Source organism: Melghiribacillus thermohalophilus (assembly GCF_004342905.1).
Lineage (GTDB): Bacteria > Bacillota > Bacilli > Bacillales > Alkalibacillaceae > Melghiribacillus > Melghiribacillus thermohalophilus.
Genome location: NZ_SMAN01000002.1, coordinates 160,757 through 182,131 on the forward strand (window position 1 = coordinate 160,757; position 21,375 = coordinate 182,131).

The 21,375-nt window shown below is 41.3% G+C and carries 18 protein-coding genes; 15 read left to right on the forward strand and 3 right to left on the reverse strand.

Annotated features, from left to right (window positions below; translation table 11 throughout):
- The first annotated feature begins 3 nt into the window (after positions 1 to 3).
- The 13 genes from EDD68_RS03335 to cysQ all read left to right on the forward strand — a co-directional run bounded on the left by EDD68_RS03335 (position 4) and on the right by cysQ (position 14,303).
- The gene (locus tag EDD68_RS03335; RefSeq protein ID WP_132370816.1) at positions 4 to 1,359 is read left to right on the forward strand and encodes a hypothetical protein; all 1,356 of its coding nucleotides are present in this window, start codon (positions 4 to 6) and stop codon (positions 1,357 to 1,359) included.
- An 87-nt stretch (positions 1,360 to 1,446) separates the two neighbouring features.
- Positions 1,447 to 2,568, forward strand: coding sequence for a polysaccharide pyruvyl transferase family protein (locus EDD68_RS03340; RefSeq protein WP_132370817.1), 1,122 nt, complete (start codon positions 1,447 to 1,449; stop codon positions 2,566 to 2,568).
- Positions 2,569 to 2,608: 40 nt separating this feature from the next.
- The gene (locus EDD68_RS03345; protein WP_132370818.1) at positions 2,609 to 3,850 is read left to right on the forward strand and encodes a lipopolysaccharide biosynthesis protein; all 1,242 of its coding nucleotides are present in this window, start codon (positions 2,609 to 2,611) and stop codon (positions 3,848 to 3,850) included.
- A 123-nt stretch (positions 3,851 to 3,973) separates the two neighbouring features.
- Positions 3,974 to 4,972, forward strand: coding sequence for a UDP-N-acetylglucosamine 4,6-dehydratase (inverting) (pseB, locus tag EDD68_RS03350; RefSeq protein WP_132370819.1), 999 nt, complete (start codon positions 3,974 to 3,976; stop codon positions 4,970 to 4,972).
- A complete protein-coding gene (gene pseC, locus EDD68_RS03355; RefSeq protein WP_132370820.1) occupies positions 4,973 to 6,151 on the forward strand; it encodes a UDP-4-amino-4,6-dideoxy-N-acetyl-beta-L-altrosamine transaminase in 1,179 nt (392 codons plus the stop codon). It abuts the gene before it with no gap.
- A 5-nt stretch (positions 6,152 to 6,156) separates the two neighbouring features.
- The gene (locus EDD68_RS03360) at positions 6,157 to 6,897 is read left to right on the forward strand and encodes a cytidylyltransferase domain-containing protein (protein WP_132370884.1); all 741 of its coding nucleotides are present in this window, start codon (positions 6,157 to 6,159) and stop codon (positions 6,895 to 6,897) included.
- Between the two features lie 5 nt (positions 6,898 to 6,902).
- Positions 6,903 to 7,994, forward strand: a complete 1,092-nt coding sequence (gene pseG / locus EDD68_RS03365) for a UDP-2,4-diacetamido-2,4,6-trideoxy-beta-L-altropyranose hydrolase (RefSeq protein WP_132370821.1) — start codon at positions 6,903 to 6,905, stop codon at positions 7,992 to 7,994.
- Positions 7,991 to 8,548: a UDP-4-amino-4,6-dideoxy-N-acetyl-beta-L-altrosamine N-acetyltransferase gene (pseH, locus tag EDD68_RS03370; protein WP_243646740.1), complete on the forward strand. Its 558-nt coding sequence runs from the start codon at positions 7,991 to 7,993 to the stop codon at positions 8,546 to 8,548. Before pseG ends, pseH begins: the two co-directional genes overlap by 4 nt.
- 6 nt (positions 8,549 to 8,554) lie before the next feature.
- The gene (gene pseI / locus EDD68_RS03375) at positions 8,555 to 9,625 is read left to right on the forward strand and encodes a pseudaminic acid synthase (protein ID WP_424399145.1); all 1,071 of its coding nucleotides are present in this window, start codon (positions 8,555 to 8,557) and stop codon (positions 9,623 to 9,625) included.
- Between the two features lie 244 nt (positions 9,626 to 9,869).
- Positions 9,870 to 11,060, forward strand: a complete 1,191-nt coding sequence (gene sat / locus EDD68_RS03380; protein ID WP_132370822.1) for a sulfate adenylyltransferase — start codon at positions 9,870 to 9,872, stop codon at positions 11,058 to 11,060.
- A gap of 20 nt (positions 11,061 to 11,080) precedes the next feature.
- A complete protein-coding gene (locus tag EDD68_RS03385; protein WP_132370823.1) occupies positions 11,081 to 12,853 on the forward strand; it encodes an SLC13 family permease in 1,773 nt (590 codons plus the stop codon).
- 23 nt (positions 12,854 to 12,876) lie between these two features.
- Positions 12,877 to 13,491: an adenylyl-sulfate kinase gene (cysC, locus tag EDD68_RS03390; RefSeq protein WP_132370824.1), complete on the forward strand. Its 615-nt coding sequence runs from the start codon at positions 12,877 to 12,879 to the stop codon at positions 13,489 to 13,491.
- Between the two features lie 11 nt (positions 13,492 to 13,502).
- Positions 13,503 to 14,303, forward strand: a complete 801-nt coding sequence (cysQ, locus tag EDD68_RS03395; RefSeq protein WP_243646741.1) for a 3'(2'),5'-bisphosphate nucleotidase CysQ — start codon at positions 13,503 to 13,505, stop codon at positions 14,301 to 14,303.
- Between the two features lie 30 nt (positions 14,304 to 14,333).
- On the opposite strand, the gene EDD68_RS03400 is transcribed toward cysQ, so the two are convergent.
- A complete protein-coding gene (locus EDD68_RS03400; RefSeq protein WP_132370826.1) occupies positions 14,334 to 15,341 on the reverse strand; it encodes a hypothetical protein in 1,008 nt (335 codons plus the stop codon).
- Positions 15,342 to 15,698: 357 nt separating this feature from the next.
- On the opposite strand from EDD68_RS03400, the gene EDD68_RS03405 reads away from it, so the two are divergent.
- Entirely contained in the window at positions 15,699 to 16,004 is a 306-nt protein-coding gene (locus EDD68_RS03405) for a hypothetical protein (protein ID WP_132370827.1), read from the forward strand.
- Between the two features lie 113 nt (positions 16,005 to 16,117).
- On the forward strand, positions 16,118 to 17,839 hold the full coding sequence (locus EDD68_RS03410) for a phospho-sugar mutase (protein WP_132370828.1): 1,722 nt from the start codon (positions 16,118 to 16,120) through the stop codon (positions 17,837 to 17,839).
- A gap of 286 nt (positions 17,840 to 18,125) precedes the next feature.
- Here the strand turns inward: EDD68_RS03410 and EDD68_RS03415 are convergent, their stop codons facing one another.
- Positions 18,126 to 19,784, reverse strand: a complete 1,659-nt coding sequence (locus EDD68_RS03415; RefSeq protein WP_132370829.1) for a glycerol-3-phosphate dehydrogenase/oxidase — start codon at positions 19,782 to 19,784, stop codon at positions 18,126 to 18,128.
- Positions 19,785 to 19,866: 82 nt separating this feature from the next.
- On the reverse strand, positions 19,867 to 21,363 hold the full coding sequence (gene glpK / locus EDD68_RS03420) for a glycerol kinase GlpK (RefSeq protein WP_132370830.1): 1,497 nt from the start codon (positions 21,361 to 21,363) through the stop codon (positions 19,867 to 19,869).
- Positions 21,364 to 21,375: the final 12 nt, after the last annotated feature.

Sequence of the window (21,375 nt, forward strand, 5' to 3'; positions counted from 1 at the left end):
GTAATGGACAATTTAAAGGATATAAGGGATTGGTTTATCAACATAGAAAAAAATTATCAAGTATTTGATTTGAAATATAAAAATATTGCTTTTTGGAAGTTAATCCGTAAAGATTTGTTTGAGGAAATTTTAATGAAAAGAGGCTTGATTGAGCAGGGCCATCCAATGTCAGTTGCTGATAAATTTAAACGTATAGTGTTACTAATTAAATATAGCATATTAAACATATCAAAAAGGAAAAATTTACAAGACTATGATGTATTGATATTGTCTCATGGTAGAAAAATAAAGTATAAGGGAGATTATGTAGATGCATATTTATATGATATTATTGAGAAATTAAAGATAGAAAATAAAAATTATTTGTTCCTTGACAGACCTGATCATTACGGAAAACATTTAGGGGAGAATGTAGGATTATATTATGAGAGATTTGGTCACTTAATTAGAGACGGCCTCTATAAATTGTTTTCTTGGAAAATTAAGCTGCAGGGTATAAAAATTTTGAAAGACATTGAAGATGAAATAAAACAAAAGTTAAAGATTAATATCAAGATAACTCATTTAGTAAAAAAGAAGATATTTAGGTTTTATTTTGATAAGAAGTTTTATGACAAGTTATTAGATAAAATTAAGCCTAAAGAGATATATCTTGTGGTTTCCTATGGAAAAGAAGAACTTATTGCCGCTGCAAAAGAAAGAGGTATTCTAGTTAAAGAAGTTCAGCATGGAGTTATAAACAACTATCATATGGGATATTATTTCCCGGTTGATTATGAAATACCGTACTTTCCAGATGAGATAATCACTTTTGGTGAATATTGGATTGACAGCGTGAAGTTACCTATTAATAATATTCAATCAGTAAATGAATTTAAATGTTTAAAACCATTAAATAATATTTTGGAATACAAGTTGAAAAGTGATGATGTACTATTTATTTCCCAAGGAACTATAGGGAAACAGTTATCAAGTATTGCTGCAGATTTTATAAGTAAAAATAAAGATGTAAAAGTTTATTATAAACTCCATCCAAGTGAATTCAATAATTGGGAAGAAAAATATAAGGATTTATATTTATTTAAGGATACACAACAGTTAGAAGTTATAACTAATCAATTATCAATATATTATTTATTAAATAAATGTAAATATGTTATAGGAGTAAATAGCACTGCAATCTTTGAATCTTTACTATATAATTGTAAAACTTTTGTAGTGAATATTGAAGGATACCAATATATGGATGACCTAATAAAAAGAGGTTATGTTAAGTTGATTTCCACCAATATCTCTTATAGTCAATTAAAAAAGATGAATTTAAAACCGTTAAAAAATAAGCAATATTTTTATTACTGATGATACTGATCAGTATACCTATATTAAATGTATTAAATTTTTTTTACCACCTTATTTAGTGCAGAATAATATTTGGAGGTATAGAAATTGTCTTACTTATTATTGTCAACTTATCCTCAAAGTGGAACAAAAAATTCTGGAGATGATTTAATCGGTAAAAGTCTTGCCGAACTTATAAAATATGTGAAAGGAAGTGAAGTAAAGATTGATTTTACAAGTGCGGTTGATAATACGCCAATAGAAGTTGAAAACCTTACAAAATATAAAGCAATTTTAGCACCAGCATTAAGACCTACTCTTAAAGGTAATAGTGTAGCTCCTAAAAACAGAAGTATGTTTTTAGAAGAAGCATATAGAAATGCAATACCTATATTTGCGGTGGGGGCTGGATGGAAAGCTTATCCAGGTACATTAAGACAATCACATAAATTAATGCTTGACAAAAAAGATAAAGAACAATTAGCAAAATATTTCGGTGAAAAAAATGATTCTTATGGTGCTCATGGGGCTATATCTTGTAGAGATATAACCACTGAGAATCTCCTAAAGAATAATGGAATTAATTGTTATGGAACAACTGGTGATTGCGGATTGTTTGACTATAATTATATAGAGAAACCATTTGTACTCCCCAAAGAAATAAAAAATATTAGTATATCTATACCCCATAATAATCATCATAAAGAAATGGCGTATTTGTTAGCACTAAAAGTAAAAAAAGAATTTTCTTGTGATGTATATATAACATTTCACGGATATAAGGGGAGTTTAGAAGAGGAAATTAAGCCCCATTGGAATAGAAATGAAGTATATTTTGTTGATTTATCTGGTGGATCAGAGAAATTATCTTTTTATAGTAATATTGATGCTCATATTGGATTTAGACTCCATGCACATATATGGTTTCTTCGAACACGAAAACCTAGTTTATTATTAGCGGAAGATGGAAGAGGTTTGGGACACTTATATACCTTTAATGGGTTAGGGTATTCGGCTGCTCCAAAATTATCCCTTAAAACTTCAAATGTATTTCCTAAGTTTACTGATTCGTTAATGAAGATTCTTAACAGAAAAAACCCTAGTTACGATGCAATAGAGATGTTTAAAGAGGAAATGCAAAATGGTTACCCTACAACTCAAAAAACTTTGTTAGAAATTGACAATTTATGGAAAGTTAAAATGAAACCATTTTTAGAACTTATCCCTTAACATTTTTTCCATAACTCTATTTGAAAGAGAGTTATTGATCATGTATTTAAAAAAGACATTAAAGAAAAATATTTTTTTAAGAAACTCCATATTGTATATTTTAGGAGGAATCGTAACCCCATTAGTAGGATTTTTAATGCTTCCTATTTATACTTATTATTTGTCTCCTTCAGAATATGCAATAATGACTACAGTTCAAACACTTGTTGGTCTATTTGAAATTTTTTTAATTTTTTCATTAAAAGGTGCAATAACACGCTTTTATTATGATTTTAAAGATCAAACGATAAAGCAAAGGGAATACTTAGGGTCTATATTATTATTTTCTATATTACTATCATCATGTATTGCGGTTGTTTTGATATACTTTTACGAATTTATAGGTGGAATTTTATTTAATAATATCCCAGTGTTCCCATTTTATTTTTATTTAATAGGTATATCTTGGGCTTCAGCATTGCTTTCTATTCCAATGGCTCTTTTTAGGGTTCAAGAAAAGGCTGGCTTATTTGTTTTAATAAACACAGTAAAAGCAGCTCTGATAATGTTACTTACAATATATTTAATTATTGGTAAAGGTTTAGGTGCTGAAAGTGCTTTAATATCACAATTATTATTTACTTCTATTTTGCTAATATTCAGCTACATACTGCAGTATAAATCTTTTAAATTTAAGATAAATCTAAATTTTGTTAAACAAAGCTTAAAATATAGTATTCCTATGATGCCTCATGTAGCAAGTGTTTGGATAATTAATTCATCTGATCGAATCATCCTGGAAAAGTTTGTTGATCTAAATGATCTTGGTGTTTACTCTTTAGCAGTTCAGATTTCAATGGTACTTGCATTATTTTATACTAGTGTCAATAATGCCTTTGTACCAAGATATATGAGGTTAAGAACTGAGGAAAAGCAGGCTGAAGCAGAAAAACTGTTAAAAATATTCTTTTACATAGTTCTAGTATTTGGATTGATATCTATACCAGTAGCTATGTTTGGTTTAAAGTTAATCAGTTCCAGTGGTTTTTATGGACCAATATTACTCCTTCCTAGTTTATTAATAGCACAAATTATTAAAGGATTTTACTATATACCTGTTGCAAAGATACTATATGAAAAAAAAACAAAATCAATTGCAACTAGTAGTTCTCTCTCTGCCATGATTAATGTAATAATAAGTTTAATTCTTATACCAGTAATAGGAATATTTGGAGCAGTTTGCTCAACCATTGTTTCTGAATCAGTAAGGTTATTATTAATGTTAAAGGCTAGTAAACGTTAATAAATAAAGTTGTTTTACTTTTAATTATTATCTTAAAAAAAATTGTTAGATACGTGGGAAGTTATATGACACTATTAATTTATTCAATATAAAGGGTTATAAAATAAACATTGGAGTGATTCTATGTATAATCTGAAGAACAAAACCATCCTGGTAACTGGCGGTACCGGTTCATTCGGGAAAAAATTTATTAAGAGGATCCTGCAATACGATGTCAAAAAAGTCATTGTGTTCAGCCGGGATGAATTAAAACAGTATGAAATGGCGCAGGAATATACGGATCCCCGGATGCGTTTCTTTATTGGAGATGTAAGAGATAAAGAGCGTCTCTACCGGGCTTTTGACGGTGTGGATGTCGTCATTCATGCTGCTGCCCTGAAGCATGTGGGCGCATGTGAGTACAATCCGTTTGAAGCGGTGAAAACCAATATTCACGGGGCTCAGAATATTATTGAAGCGGCGATTGACCGCGGGGTTGAGCGGGTGATTGCCCTGAGCACCGACAAAGCTGCAGCACCTGTGAATCTCTATGGAGCGACAAAACTGGCATCTGACAAGTTGTTTGTTGCGGGCAATTCGTATGTTGGCGATAAGGAGACGAAATTTGCTGTTGTCCGTTATGGAAATGTCGTTGGCAGCCGGGGCAGTGTCGTGCCGTTCTTTTTGAAGATGAAAGAAACCGGAAGTCTGCCGATTACGGATGAACGGATGACGAGGTTCTGGATTACGCTGGATCAGGGTGTGCAGTTTGTTATTGACAACCTCGAACGGATGAAAGGCGGAGAAATTTTTGTGCCGAAGATCCCGAGCATGAGGGTCGTTGATCTGGCACAGGCGATTGCGCCGGAGTGTGAACTGGACTTTGTCGGTATCCGCCCGGGAGAAAAACTGCATGAAGCGATGATCACGGAGGATGATGCCCGGAGAACCCTGGAATATGAAGATTATTTCATTATTCAGCCGGAGTTCCCGTGGTGGAATGATCAAGAAATAAACGGCGGCAAGCCACTGCCCGATGGATTTAAATATACCAGTGATACAAATGATGAGTGGCTAACCGTGGAAGAATTGCGGGCTTTAGTCGAAGATCTTAACCAGCCAATAGCGAAACAGGGAGTTTAGATGACAATGCCAGACGTAAAACATCGCTTTATCCCATATGGAAGACAGTGGATTGATCAGGATGATATTGACGCGGTTGTGGAAGTGCTAAAAGGTGATTATTTAACGACGGGGCCATACATCGAACAATTTGAGGAGGCCATTGCCGAGTACACAGGTGCAAGGTATGCGGTTGCCTTTGCTAATGGGACCGCTGCCCTCCATGGGGCCTGCTTTGCTGCGGGTATAACGGAGGGAGATGAAGTCATTACCACTCCGATGACCTTTGCGGCCAGTGCCAACTGTGTCCTGTATCAGGGCGGTACCCCGGTATTCGCGGATATCGACGAAAAAACCTATAACATAGACCCGCAAGAAATTGAAAAGAAAATCACAGCAAAAACAAAAGCGATCATACCCGTTGATTTTACCGGACAGCCGGTTGATCTGGATGAGATCCTTGAGATTGCCAGACGCCACAATCTGGTGGTCATTGAAGATGCCGCCCATGCCCTGGGAGCCACTTATAAAGAAAGAAAAATCGGTTCCATCAGTGATATGACCATGTTCAGCTTTCATCCGGTTAAGCACATTACATCCGGGGAAGGCGGGATTATTACAACCAATCATCGGGATTACTACGAAACATTGGTGCAGTTCCGCCAGCACGGCATCACCAGGGACCCGGACAGGCTTCAGAATCCGGATGAAGGACCCTGGTTTTATGAAATGCATTTTCTCGGCTACAATTACCGGATGACCGATATTCAGGCAGCACTGGGAACGAGTCAAATGAAAAAACTGGATCCGTTTGTGGAAAGACGCAGGGAGATTGTGAAGCGATATAACGAAGCATTTTCCGATGTTCCCGGGATCACCATTCCATTTGAAAAAGATGACCGCCGTTCCAGCTGGCATTTATATGTGATCCGTCTAAATCCGGAACATTTAAAAAATGCTGACCGTAAAAGGATTTTTGAGGCATTGCGTACACAACAGATCGGAGTCAATGTTCATTATATCCCCGTTCATTATCATCCGTATTACCGTGAACGTGGCTATGAGAAAGGATCCTATCCGATTGCTGAAAAGCTGTACGAGGAAATGATGACGCTGCCGTTATTTCCAGCTATGGAAGATGATGATGTGCAACACGTCATTGATACAGTCAAGCATATTATGTCAACATATAGCAGGTGATGTTTGTGAAAACTGTTGCGATTATCCAGGCAAGGATGGGGTCTACCCGTTTGCCCGGAAAAGTGTTAAAAAAAGTGCTCGGGAAACCTTTGCTGGAATACCAGCTAGAGCGGGTGAAAAAATCCAGGCTTATTGATGAGATTGTGGTAGCTACCACAGTAAAAGAACAGGACCAGCCAATCGTTGATTTTTGCACGGAAAAGGGTGTTTCCTGTTACAGGGGATCTGAAGAAGATGTACTGGCCCGATACTATGAAGCGGCGAATGAATATGAGGCAGAAATTGTGGTTCGGCTGACATCGGATTGTCCGGTGATTGATCCCGGTGTGATTGACCGGGTGATCCAGGCGTTTCTGGAGGATGAAGAAGCGGATTATGTGTCCAATACGCTGGAGCGCACCTTCCCCCGGGGCATGGATACGGAAGTATTTTCGTTTCAGGCTCTGGAGCAGGCTTTTCAGTCTGCCCGTATGCAATCGGAACGGGAACATGTCACACCGTATATCTGGAAAAATTCTGATCGGTTTTCGATTAAAAGCGTATTTCATCGTGATGATTTAAGCATACATCGCTGGACTGTTGACACTCCGGAGGATTTCGAATTAATCAAGAAAATGATTGAACACCTGTATCGGGTTCAACGTGATTTTTCAATGGAAGATATGCTCCAATTGCTGGATCAGCATCCTCAATGGAAAGAAATCAATGCACATATTGAACAGAAAAAAGTTGAGAATGAAGCGTGATTGTGATGAACGTGGTTATACGAGCAGACGCATCAGTACAAATCGGAACCGGTCATGTCATGAGATGTCTAACCCTTGCCGAACAGTTAAAGGAGCGGGGGACAGACGTTGCTTTCATTTGCCGGGAACATGAAGGACATTTGTGTGAGTTCATCCGGGATAAAGGCTTTCATGTTTTCGCTTTGCCCGGGAAGGATGTCAAAATTAACGAGCCGAGAAATACCCATGAGAAATGGCTGGGAGTCCCGCAGGAAAGGGATGCAGCGGAAACCATTGAGGTTTTGAAAACCATTCGACCCGATTTGCTGATTGTTGATCACTATGGAATCGATCATATATGGGAGCAGACCATCCGCCCTTATGTTCACAACATCATGGTCATTGATGATCTGGCAGACCGGCCGCATCAATGTGATTATTTGCTGGATCAGAATTTTTATGAGCAAATGAACAGACGATATGATGCGCTGGTTCCCCGGCACTGTTCATTATTTCTGGGACCCAAATATGCGCTTCTTCGCAAAGAATTTCGCCAAACCGATACACGTGTTAGAAATCAACTGAATCATGTCCTTGTCTTTTTTGGGGGCAGTGATCTGTCAAATGAGACGGCAAGGGCTTTGCAGGCGATTCAGCATATCAAATCCAGAACATTAACTGCGGATGTCGTTCTCGGAAAAAACAATCCCTATAAAGATGAGTTAAAAGCCAGATACGCTGAAGATGAGAGAATCCATTTTCATATTCATGTAGATTATATGGCCAGACTGATGAATCGGGCAGATGTATGCATTGGTGCCGGCGGTTCGACTACATGGGAGCGCTGCTATCTGGGCTTGCCAACCATAATGATGACAGTTGCCAAAAACCAGGAGGAGATTGCAAGAGATTTATCCGAAAACGGAATCGTTCATTATCTGGGGAAGAAAGAGGACGTAACCCCGGAAATGATCGCCCAATCTCTTGAACAGTTGATCCAGCATCCCGATCAACTGCGCCAGTACAGTCAGAAATCTGTCAAATTAATGGAAAAGAAAGAAATGCACATGGAAAACCTATTTCAAACGATTTTACAAAAAGGAGATCATTCCCATTGAGCAAGTATAACTTAGAACCTGTCCGTCAAGAACATCTGGAAATGATTTTGAAATGGCGTAATTCGGAGCGGATTCGAAAAAGCATGTTTTCCGAGAATAAGATATCTCTCGACGAGCATCAGGAGTGGTTTAAAAAAATATCCGCAAGTGATCAGTATGCCTATTTTATTTTTTCCATGAAGGAACGCCCCATCGGACTGATTGGCTTTTCCGATATCCATAAGCACCATAGCCACTGTTACTGGGGATTCTATATCGGTGAAGAGGATGCGCCCAGTGGGGCAGGCACGGTTATGGGCTATTTAGCTTTAAACCATATGTTTGAACAATTTGATCTTGTGAAAATTTGTGGAGAAGTCCTGCTGAATAACCAGGCCAGTTTACACTTTCATCAGAAGCTTGGATTTATTCAGGAAGGTCATTTTAAAAAACATATCCGTAAAGGTGATACCTATATAGACGTAGTCAGATATGCCTTGTTTAAGGAGAGCTGGTATGAAGTTCGTGAGCATGTGAAAAACCATCTTCGTGAAAAAGGGATAGAGATGACATAAATTATTATGAGAAGGGTGTTTGCATTGAAAGACATTTATATCGAAGGAAAAACCATCGGTAGAACCCATAAACCTTTTATGATCGCTGAAATGTCCGGGAATCATAACCAGTCACTGGAACGGGCGCTTGAAATTGTGGAAGCGGCAGCTGCTGCTGGTGCCGATGCGTTAAAACTACAGACTTATACCGCGGATACGATGACGTTAAACATCAAGAGCAAGGATTTTTACATAGACGATGCAGAAAGTCTGTGGGAAGGGAAATCCCTGTATGATCTGTATCAGGAAGCCTACACCCCGTGGGAATGGCATCAGCCGATTTTTGACAGATGCCGGGAGCTGGGGTTAATCCCGTTAAGCACGCCTTTTGATGAAACGGCGGTTGATTTTTTAGAGGAACTGGACATTCCTCTTTATAAAATCGCTTCCTTTGAAAACACAGACATCCCGTTGATTAAAAAAGTAGCATCCACCGGAAAACCGATGATTATCTCAACCGGAATGGCAACAGCTGCTGAATTGGAGGAGGCGGTTCAAGCAGCCAGAGAAGCCGGATGTCAGGATTTGATTTTGCTCAAATGTACAAGCACCTACCCGGCATCTCCAGAGAATACCAACATACGGACCATCCCGCATATGCAGGACCTGTTTAAGTGCCAGGTGGGGCTATCTGATCATACTATGGGTACTGGTGTCGCCGTAGCCAGTGTAGCCCTGGGGGCAACCGTAATCGAAAAACATTTTACTTTATCAAGGGCAGATGGCGGTGTAGATGCCGCATTCTCACTTGAACCAGATGAATTGCGGGCTCTTGTCGTTGAAACCGAACGTGCCTGGCAGTCCCTGGGTGAAGTGACATATGGACCGACAGATAAAGAGAAAAACTCGTTAAAATTCCGCAGATCCATTTATGCAGCAAAAGATATTCAAAAAGGAGAAACACTGACGAAAGAAAATATAAGGGTGATCCGACCAGGTTATGGGCTTGCACCCAAATATTATGACAGGCTGTTAGGCAGAAAAGCAAATCAAGATATCCAGGCGGGATCACCGCTTAATTTTGATATGCTATGTTAGGTAAGGATGGATCAGGGTCAGCTGGGTATGACCGGTTATCGGTCATGCCTCTTTGTTTTTCAAAAATTTTCCAGAAGGATCCTGATATCTTTTCCTGCGGTTTCAGCACTTTCATTAATATTATCACTGTTTACTACATGTTAACATCTAATATATTCTATGGAGGTCAAAAGCACTTTAAAGAAAACAGCTATCAAACCTGGAATGATTTTTAACATGAAAGGATATGGGGGGGGAAGATGAAATGTCTAACAATTATGGGGAACGTTATCATACGAATCAACCTTATGGTGGTACGTTAGTTAGTTTAGAGCAAGAGGAAAATGAAAAAAATAAACTGCTATACAAAGCGAAAAACATGAGGTCACTTCAGTTGTCATCCTGGAGCATATCCGACCTCGAGCTCATAGGCATCGGCGGCTTCAGTCCATTAACTGGATTCATGGGCAAAGAAGACTACGAATCCGTTGTGCATAACATGCGTTTATCTAATGGTTTAGTCTGGAGCATCCCAATTACCTTGCCTGTTACGCAGGAAGAGGCGGATCAGCTGAACATTGGCGAGGAAATTGCTTTAAAAGGTGAGGATGGGGTGATTTACGGTACGCTCACCCTGGAAGAAAAATTTACTTATGATAAAGACCTGGAGGCAGAAAAGGTTTATGGAACAACTGATCTGGCACATCCCGGAGTAAAAAAGGTTTATGAAAAAGGAGACGTATACCTGGCAGGTCCTATTAAACTATTGAACCGCCCGGATCATGGTGAATTTAAAGACTTTTATCTGGACCCTGCAGAAACTCGCAAGATGTTTGCCGATCTTGGATGGAAGACGGTTGTCGGTTTCCAGACCCGCAATCCGGTTCATCGTGCCCATGAATATATCCAGAAGTGTGCGCTGGAAGCCGTGGATGGACTGCTGTTAAATCCCCTTGTTGGCGAAACGAAATCGGATGATATTCCGGCGGATGTGCGGATGGAAAGCTATCAGGTGATTCTGAAACATTACTATCCTCAGGATCGCGTGCGCCTTGTCATCTATCCGGCAGCTATGCGTTATGCCGGTCCGCGTGAAGCGATTCTTCACGCTATCGTACGGAAAAACTATGGATGTACACACTTTATTGTAGGTCGGGATCATGCCGGGGTTGGTGACTACTACGGGACCTATGAAGCCCAGGAGCTGATCAGTCAATATGAAGATGAACTGGGGATTCAGATTTTTAAATTTGAACATGCTTTCTATTGCACGAAATGTGAGAACATGGGAACAGCTAAAACCTGCCCGCATGATAAGGAGTACCATGTGCATTTAAGCGGCACGAAAGTACGGGAAATGCTGCGAAATGGCCAGAAGCCGCCAAAAGAGTTTTCTCGTCCGGAAGTTGCTGAGGTTTTAATCAAGGGAATGAAACAGAACACCGAAACGGTTTAACATAAGGTACGTGATCTATTATGACCTGGGAAATGGCGTTCGTCCTCATCGTGGTATTGCTGATGCTGGCCGGGCTAATATTTGAAGTTGCCCGGCCTGATATCATTATGTTTATTACCCTGACAATTCTTATGCTGACGGGTATTCTAACGCCCGCTGAAGCTTTAAAAGGTTTTTCTAATCAGGGAATGTTAACGATTGCTTTATTGTTTATCGTGGTTGGAGCCGTTCAGAAAACGGATTTGATTGATCGTTTGATGACGAAAATATTAAATTCAGATCATAATCACAGACGGGTAATGTCCAGATTTTTATTCCCTGCATCAGGCATTTCTGGATTCTTAAACAATACACCGATTGTCGTTGCTTTTACACCGGTAATCAGAAAATGGTGCATTGATCATAACATTTCCCCATCTAAATTTTTAATCCCGTTATCCTATGCTACCATCATGGGCGGGATGATTACTTTAATGGGGACGTCGACGAATCTGGTTGTTCATGGATTATTAATTGATGCCACGGGAGAAGGATTTTCCATTTTTCAGCTGGCTTTCATTGGTGTTCCTGTCACGATTGTCGGAATCGTCTATTTGGTGACGATTGGGTATCGATTGTTGCCTGATCGTAAAGTTTTAACAGAAAAAGCAGACAGGGAAAGTCGTGAATACTTAAGTGAAGTACTGGTAGAACCCAATTATCCATTCATTGGGAAAACGGTAGAACAGGCAGGACTTCGTCATTTGCAGGGGCTGTTTTTGGTATCCATTGTGAGGGGAAAGGAGAAAATTTCTCCGGTTAAGTCCTCTACCAAAATTCAAGCAGGAGACCGATTGATTTTTACAGGGTTAATTTCCACCCTGGCGGAATTACAGCGAAACAAGGGACTGAAAATGGATACTGGTACGGATTTATCTCTGGATACCATTAAGAACGGAGATTCCCAGCTAGTGGAAGTGGTTGTTTCCCATCAGTCCCACTTAGCTTATAAAACCGTGAAAGAAACTGGTTTCCGGGGCCGGTATGATGCAGCAGTTCTGGCTGTCCACCGCAAACATGAACGAATTAAAAGCAAAATCGGTGACATTACGCTTAAACCCGGAGATACCCTGTTGTTGTTGACAGGTCCGGATTTTAAAAACCGGATGAACCATCAGGATTTTTATGTCGTTACCCCCATTTACGAACCGAAATTGATGGAGGATAGTCGTCAAACCTGGTTTTCTCTGGGTATATTAACGTTGATGATTTTCCTGGTGACCTTTAATATGTTGTCGATGTTTAAAGCGGCAACCCTGGCTGTCGTGTTAATGCTGATTTTCCGAATGATTACTCCGGATGAAGCAAAACAATCGGTACAATTTAATGTGTTGCTGTTAATTGCCAGTGCCTTTGGTATTGGAGAAGCAATGGTGAAAACAGGGCTGGCGCAATTTATAGCTTCCAATTTAGTATCAGTTGTACAGCCATTCGGCATAATTGCTTTTTTATTTATGATTTATGTTTTGACAAATGTATTTACAGAAATGATTACGAATAATGCGGCAGCTGTTATAATGTTTCCCATCGCGATGGAAATGGCCCATCAGATACATATCAATCCAATGGCTGCAGCAGTTACAATTGCGATTGCTGCATCCGCAAGTTTTGTTACACCTATTGGTTACCAGACAAATATGATTGTCTACGGTCCAGGGGGATACCGGTTTATGGATTATGTTAAGGTCGGGCTGCCTTTAAGCTTCATGACAATGGTGATCACCATTTTTATTGTTCATTTAGTATGGGTCTAACCATAGAAAAGGGAGAGTAGAAGATGAAAGCAACCAATATTACCTGGCATGAAGGAAAAGTTACGAAAGAAGACCGGAGAAACTTGAACAACCATCAGAGTTTTGTTCTCTGGTTTACCGGTTTGTCAGGCGCTGGAAAGTCAACCTTGTCTGTTGCCGTTGAACAGGAGTTGTATAAGCGTGGCATTCGCACTTACCGGTTAGATGGAGATAATATTCGTCACGGGTTAAACAAAAATCTCGGATTCAGTCCAGAGGATCGTAAGGAAAACATTCGTCGTATTGGTGAAGTGTCTAAATTAATGGTAGAGGCGGGTGTCGTCACTCTATCTGCGTTTATTTCTCCATATCGTGAAGACCGTAACATGGTTAGAGAACTGGTTGAAGACAATGAATTTATCGAAATTTATGTGAAGTGTGGCCTGGACGTCTGTGAACAGCGGGATCCAAAAGGGTTATATAAGAAAGCTCGTGCAGGAGAGATTAAAGGATTTACGGGTATTGATGCACCATATGAAGCACCTGAAAATCCCGATATCATTGTTGAAACCGATCAGCAGTCATTGGAAGAATGTGTAGAGAACGTATTGCTGTATCTAGAAGAAAAACAGCTGATTCCGGTACACACGAAAAGTTAGGAGGTTCCATTGTGCTCGAACAAATTGATCTGAATGAAGTGGTGTCTATAGCCATATCCGCTGGTGAAAAAGTACTTGACGTTTATCAGACCGATTTTGAAGTGGAGAAAAAAGAAGATCAGTCTCCATTAACGCTGGCTGACCGGCAATCTCATATGATTATCACGACAAAGCTGAATGAACGATATCCAGATATCCCGATTTTAAGTGAGGAAGGGAGAGAAATCGATTATTCTGAGCGTTCCCGCTGGGGGTACCTCTGGATAGTCGACCCTCTGGATGGAACGAAGGAATTTGTCAAGAAAAATGGAGAGTTTACTATAAACATTGCCCTGGTACATCATGGGAAACCTGTACTCGGAGTCATTTACGCCCCTTTTTTAGATACCCTTTATGTAGCCAGAAAAGGGATGGGAGCGTATAAGCTTGAGAAAGCAACCGCATCGATGGATAAAGGGCAATGGATGGATCAAGCAGAAAAGCTCCCTCTTAGTTTCGACAAGAAAAGGTTTACAGTCGTCGCCAGTCGTTCCCACCTGTCACCGGAAACCGAAGAATATATCGATCATTTAAAGGCACTGCATGGTAACATTAGCATCACTTCAGCCGGAAGCTCCCTTAAACTCTGTCTGGTCGCAGAAGGGAAAGCTGACGTATACCCTCGTTTCGCTCCAACGATGGAATGGGATACGGCAGCTGGACAGGCAATTGTGGAACAGGCCGGCGGTAAAGTATTAACTGTTGAACATGAACGTCCATTGACCTATAACAAGGAAAATCTTTTAAATCCATGGTTTATTGCCAGCAAATAGCGAAAGAATAGATAACATCTAAGCACATGGCTAAGCCATGTGCTTGTTTTGTAAATGATTCTCTAATTCCTGTTCATAGAATTCAGGGTAATCCGGAAGAATGTGAGCCTTTAAAAAGTTTATGAATTTAGACCTGATGACTTCAGACAGTTCCGCTGGCAAGTGAAAGTGTAGAAAGTCTTCTTCAGGCTCAGTAATATTAAACATGCTGTAGAGGTGTTTGATTTTTTCATCATTCGCAAATTCTACAAACCGTCTATGAACCCACTTGCCGGTATGTGCATGGTTTTTGACAAGATAGGTTTTCTCCTGGGCATCACGATAGTTGTCCGATTGTGCTAAATTATTTAAAATCATGCGGTTCATCCCGTTTAATTTGGACAGAAGATATACTCTTTCAACATCGAGAGATGGATTTAATTTCTCGCTGATCCTTGTTTCTGCAACAGGAGTGTTAAATGAATATGAAATAATTTCCCAGAATGCCTGTTCATCTTGTTTTAAAATTTCATATGGGAGAATTAAAATGTTCCCGAAGTATCGCTGATAGCAGCCTAGTATATGTTCAAGATCCAGAGAATGTTTCAAAAAGGTGAACTGCCTGTCAACAAACTCCTGGGCACTGCCGCTCCATCCTTCTTTTATGGACTGTATGTATATAGACCTTATCCATGATAAGGGTTCCCGGATGACCATCAGCAAATTCGGTGTCTCTTTCGCCAGTTTCCCGAGGTTGCGGCTCGTTAAATCAATAAAGTGGGGGATCTTTGCCTGGAATTCCAGTTGATTGAGGTAAGCCGTTGAAAATCCTTCATTGCTGATGACAAGGGTTTCTCCTTTATTCAGGTTTCTGTCTACATGGATGTCCAGTGAAAGGTCATGAAAAGCATCATCTTTTTTGGCAGTCTCTCTCAGCTTTTCTAAAAATGACATCGTCCCTCTCCACGATAATGAATAGGATTTGTCCCTCAACCAGACATTTTGCATATAAGTGGAAGCGGTTTTCATCATTCCGATATGTATAAAACCAGTGTTCATTAAATAGTTCCCCTTTCCTTCTATGTATGTTTTCTCCGATAATAAATAGATTATAACATTCAATAGACAAAAACCACCATATTTCGCAGAATGAGTTACTAGTTTAATGAAAACCAGTACCTTTATCGATATATACTTTTAACTAATAGAATCATCACTAATTGATTATAGAGATGGACAATAGACTACTATATAGCCTATGTTTTCATGGTAAAATAATAGATAAATTTCAGTAAAAACAACTCGTTTAGAGCTCAAAGCTTAATAGGCTTTGAGTCCGGGAGTCGGGGATCGTGTGTGACATATCAGAGCCTTGCGAATCGGAAATCAGGACTCACGCATGAAGAATCAGAGTTCATGCATGAGATATCAGTGTTCACGCACGAGAAATCAGAACTCGCTGCAGAAGAATCAGAGTTCACGCGCGAGAAATCAGAACTCGCTGCAGAAGAATCAGGTCTCACGCACGAGAAATCAGGACTCGCTGCAGAAGAATCAGGTTTCGTGATCGAGAAATCAGGACTCACGCATGAAGAATCAGAGTTCCCGCACGAGAAATCAGGACTCACGCATGAAGAATCAGGGCTCACGCACGAGAAATCAGGACTCGTGCACGAAGAATCAGGGCTCAGGCGCGAGAAATCAGGATTTACGCTCGAATAATCAGGACTCACGATCGAAATATTCAGGACTTACGCAAGTCCTTGCAGGAGTTTGTTCAAGTGAATCGAAAGATAAAGAAGAAAAATATATACAGGTGACCAGGAGGTTTTTTGATGCACTGGCAACACGCTTATCAAAAATGGAAGCATTTCGATAAACTGGATAAAGAATTAAAACAGCAGCTGGATAATATGGATGAAAAAGCACTGGAAGACGCTTTTTATAAACCTCTGACCTTTGGTACGGGCGGGATGCGCGGGGAACTTGGCCCCGGTACGAACCGGATGAACATTTATACCGTTCGGAAAGCAGCGGAGGGGCTGGCCCGTTATCTGATGGAAAAAGGCGAGGAGTGGTCGGCGAAAGGGATTGTGGTGGCCCACGATTCCCGGCACATGTCGCCGGAGTTTGCGCTTGAGACGGCGAAAGTGATGGGAGCCCATCGGATTCCGGTGACATTGTTCACTTCCCTGCGTCCGACCCCGGAGCTTTCCTTTGCGGTCCGTCACCTGGGTGCTGCCGCTGGCGTGGTCATTACCGCCAGCCACAATCCGCCGGAATACAACGGCTACAAAGTTTATAACGAAGCCGGCGGTCAGGTCCCGCCGGATGAGGCCGAAAAGATCATCGCGAAGGTTCAGGAAGTGGAAAATGAACTGACGGTGAAGGTCGCTGAAAAAAAAGAAATGGAAACGAGGGGGCTGCTGCGCTGGGTCGATGAAGAAGTGGATGGACCGTATGTGCAGGCACTGGAGACAATTGTGCGGCGGCGTGACGTTATTCAAGAACAGGCGGACAGACTGAAAATAGTCTTCACCCCACTGCATGGTACATCCCGTGACCTCCTTGTCCGTGGCCTGGATCAGCTGGGCTTTAAACATGTAACGGTTGTGGAGGAGCAGGCTCAGCCTGATCCGGAATTTTCAACGGTGGAGTCACCGAACCCGGAAGAGCACCAGGCTTTTACCATGGCTATTGAATACGGAAAACGTTTGAATGCGGATATTTTAATCGGAACCGACCCAGATGCTGACCGACTCGGTGTCGCCGTGAAAAATGACCAGGGTGACTATCCGGTTTTAACCGGTAACCAGCTCGGCGCTTTGATGCTGCATTACCTGCTTTCAAAAAGCGAGAAGCTCCCCGACAACGGCGTCATGATCAAAACCATCGTCACTTCCGAGATGGGACGGGCTATTGCCGATCATTTCGGTATTGCTACCATCGACACCCTGACCGGCTTCAAATTTATCGGCGAAAAAATCCGCCAGTACGAATTGAGCGGTGAACATACCTTTTTATTTGGCTATGAAGAAAGTTATGGCTATTTAATTGGCGACTTCGTTCGGGACAAAGACGCCATCCAGGCTGCCATCGTTGCCTGTGAAATGGCTGCGTACTACAAGACGAAAGGGAAAACGCTGCTGGACGCCCTGAATGACCTGTATCAGCAGTTCGGTTATTATCGGGAGGATCTCCACTCCATCACCCTGAAAGGAAAAGAAGGGGAAGAGAAGATTCGCGGGATCATGGAAGACTTCCGAAAGAACCCCCTGGATCGTGCCGGTGATCTCCGCGTGTATGCAGTGGAAGACTATCAGACTGGTGAACGCACATTTGTCAAAGACGGACAGGTAGAATCCATCAATCTTCCCCGTGCCAGCGTCGTCAAGTTCTTGATGAACGACAACTGCTGGTGCTGCCTCCGCCCATCCGGTACCGAGCCGAAGATGAAGTTTTACTTTGGGGTGAGGGGGGAAACGAGAGAAGCGTGCAACAAACGCCTGAAGGAGCTGAAAGAAGCCGTATTAAGCAGAGTAAAAGTAGAAGCATAAATGAAAACTGTCATTATACTTTTAACGGAAGAACGTCTTTGCTTACCTTTTTGGTAAAGTTGAAGCATAACGAAAACCCTCTGTCCGGGAAACCGAAAGATTCCACGGACAGGGGTGTATTTTTTACACTGGGTAGCCGTCCAAAGCACCTTTATCATCCCTGACATTCTATTACGGTGTAGAATGATGCAGGCTATTCATAGCGGCTCATTTACAAACCAGCATAGACTTTAAACGGATTAAATCGAACAGAGGAACGGAAATTACTTGATTTCCAATTTAACATTTATTCTTCAACAGGATGACTGGCCTCATACAATAACTGATCCAGTTCTGCCGTATAGGTCTGTTTTTCATGATCTGACCAATCCAATACTTTTGCTAAATAATTCATCACTGCATCCTTATTTTGAAAAACCCACTGAATATTAAAGAAAATCGCGCCGGTTCGCCGAATAAAGAAGTCAACGGGCTTATAGGATAACTCATGTTCAATAGAATAACGTAATATGGCATAAACGACAGGGTCCAAATGTTCTTGATGAGCACTGGATTTTTCATTTTGGTAAATGGCAAAAACATTGTCGACATTTGAGCCATATCGTTTGGTTAAATATTCAGCTTCAGTTGGAGATAAACCGATCTCTGTCCCTTCTTTAACCTTTGTCGTGACAAATTCTGCAAACTTTTCAGACCCTCCGACGTCACCGCCGGAAATCGGGAGATGTTTGGTGGACGACTCTGGAAATTCTATACCATACTCTTCCTGCAACTGGTTGGCAATTAGATTAACAACATTTTCAGCCATTTTACGGTATCCTGTCAGTTTGCCTCCCGCAATAGAGATTAAACCAGATGGAGACACAAACATTTCGTCTTTTCTTGATATTTCAGAAGGGCTTTTTCCTTCTTCATGTATAAGGGGGCGCAAACCGGCCCAGCTGGATTCAACATCTGCTGGCTGAATGTGTACATCCGGGAACATGTAATCAATGGCTTTTAATAGATAATTTCGATCTTCAATGGTTACTTTCGGGGATGCTAAGTTTCCTGAATAAACAGTATCCGTCGTTCCAACATAGGTTTTACCTTCTCTGGGGATGGCAAAAACCATGCGTCCGTCTGGTGTATCAAAGTAAATCGCTTGTTGTAACGGGAATCGCCTGTGATCAAAGACTAAATGAACGCCCTTGGTCAATTGCAGAAATTTTCCTTTTTTCGATTGGTCCAGTTCCCGGATTTGATCGACCCACGGTCCTGTGGCATTGACAATTTTTTTGGAAATGACCGAGTGTCTGGTTCCATCCATTTGATCTTCAATGACTGCTCCTGCAACATGGTTGTTTTGGTAGGTTAGTTCGCACACTTTTGCATAATTCATTGCAAGTGCGCCTTTTTCGATTGCTTTTTTCATCACTTCTATGGTTAACCGAGCATCGTCCGTTTTATATTCCACATAATAGCCTGCCCCTTTTAAGCCTTCTTTTTTTAAAAGGGGTTCTTTCTCTAAAGCTTCGGATGGAGTTAACATTTTTCTCCGTTCACTTTTTTTCACACCCGCCAGAAAATCATAGGTGCGGAGGCCGATATTGGTTAAAAACGGTCCAAATGTTCCGCCTTCGTAAAAAGGAAGCATCATCCATTCAGGTGTTGTTACATGAGGCCCATTTTCGTAAACGACCGCCCTTTCTTTACCAACTTCTGAAACCATGCCAAATTCATATTGTTTTAAATAACGAAGTCCGCCGTGAATGAGTTTTGTCGACCTGCTTGATGTGCCTGCAGCAAAATCCTGCATGTCAACAACAGCAACCTTCATTCCCCTTGTTGCTGCATCTAACGCTATGCCGGCACCTGTAATTCCTCCGCCGATGACCAGCAAATCAAGTTCTGTTTCTTCCATTTTGTTGTATATTTCGGATCTTCTTAAGCTGGAAGATATCATATTTATCGCTCCTTTAAACATCAGATCACTTCATTTAGGTATAGTAGTACAGTTAGACGAGTCCTCTAATGGCATAAAAGAATCAAATTGATTTGTAAACCCTTGTTGCTTCTACGGCTTTTTTCCATCCGTCATAGAGTTTTTGCCGTTTTTCATCAGAAATGCTGCTAGTGAATGTGCGGTCAATTTTCCATTGCTTTACGATTTCCTCTTTACTGTTCCAATAACCTACAGCTAAACCAGCAAGATATGCAGCTCCCAGTGCGGTTGTTTCCTGGACGACTGGCCGGTCAACCGGCACACCCAGGATATCGCTCTGGAACTGCATTAAAAAGTTATTTTTCACCGCTCCGCCATCGACGCGAAGGGATTTTAATTCAATTTCTGAGTCAGCTGTCATGGCATCCAGTACATCTTTTGTCTGATATGCCAGTGATTCTAGAGTAGCTCTGACTAAATGTTCTTTTTCGGTCCCCCGTGTTAAACCAAAGATGGCTCCCCGAGCATCACTATCCCAGTAGGGGGTTCCTAATCCGACAAATGCCGGTACGAAATATACTCCATCGGTAGAGCCTACTTTTTGCGCAAGATCTTCCGTCTCTGCGGCACGTTCGATCAGTTTTAAACCATCACGCAGCCATTGGATGGCAGACCCGGCAACAAAAATACTTCCTTCCAGCGCATATTCCACTTTTCCATCTACACCCCATGCCAGTGTGGTCAATAACCCGTGTTTGGAAGGTACGCCTTCTGACCCTGTGTTCATTAACATAAAACAGCCGGTACCGTAAGTGTTTTTTGCCATGCCTTTTTCAAAACAAGCCTGGCCAAAGAGTGCTGCTTGCTGGTCTCCGGCAATACCCGCGATTGGAATTTCGTGTCCCTGGAACAGGTTCCGGTCCGTATGTGCATAGATTTCAGAGGACTGGCGAACGTCAGGCAGCATGGATTTCGGGACGGATAAAAGGTCCAGCAGCTCCTCATCCCATTTTAAATCGTGAATGTTAAACAGTAGGGTGCGGGAAGCATTTGAATAATCGGTGATATGGACTTTACCTCCCGAAAGCTTGTAGACGAGCCAGGTGTCGATCGTCCCAAACATCAACTCGCCGTTTTCAGCTTTTTCCCTGGCTCCTTCCACATGGTCCAATATCCACTTGACCTTTGTTCCCGAGAAATAGGCATCAATTAAAAGACCGGTTTTTTCACGGAATAACTCATGGTAACCCTTTTCATTTAATTCATTGCAAATATCGGCTGTCTGGCGTGATTGCCAGACGATGGCGTTATAAATAGGCTGGCCCGTATGTTTATCCCAAACCACTGTTGTTTCCCGTTGATTGGTGATACCGATTCCGGCAATTTCAGAAGGATCGATATCAGTCTTTTTTAAGACATCATTCATGCAATATAAGATGGTGTCCCAAATTTCATTCGCATCATGTTCGACCCAGCCCGGTTTCGGAAAGTGCTGCTGAAATTCCTTTTGTGCTGCAGCAACCATTTCACCCTGATGATTAAATAAAATGGCCCGGGAGCTTGTGGTTCCTTGATCGAGAGATAAAATAAATTTACCCAATAGGATCGCCTC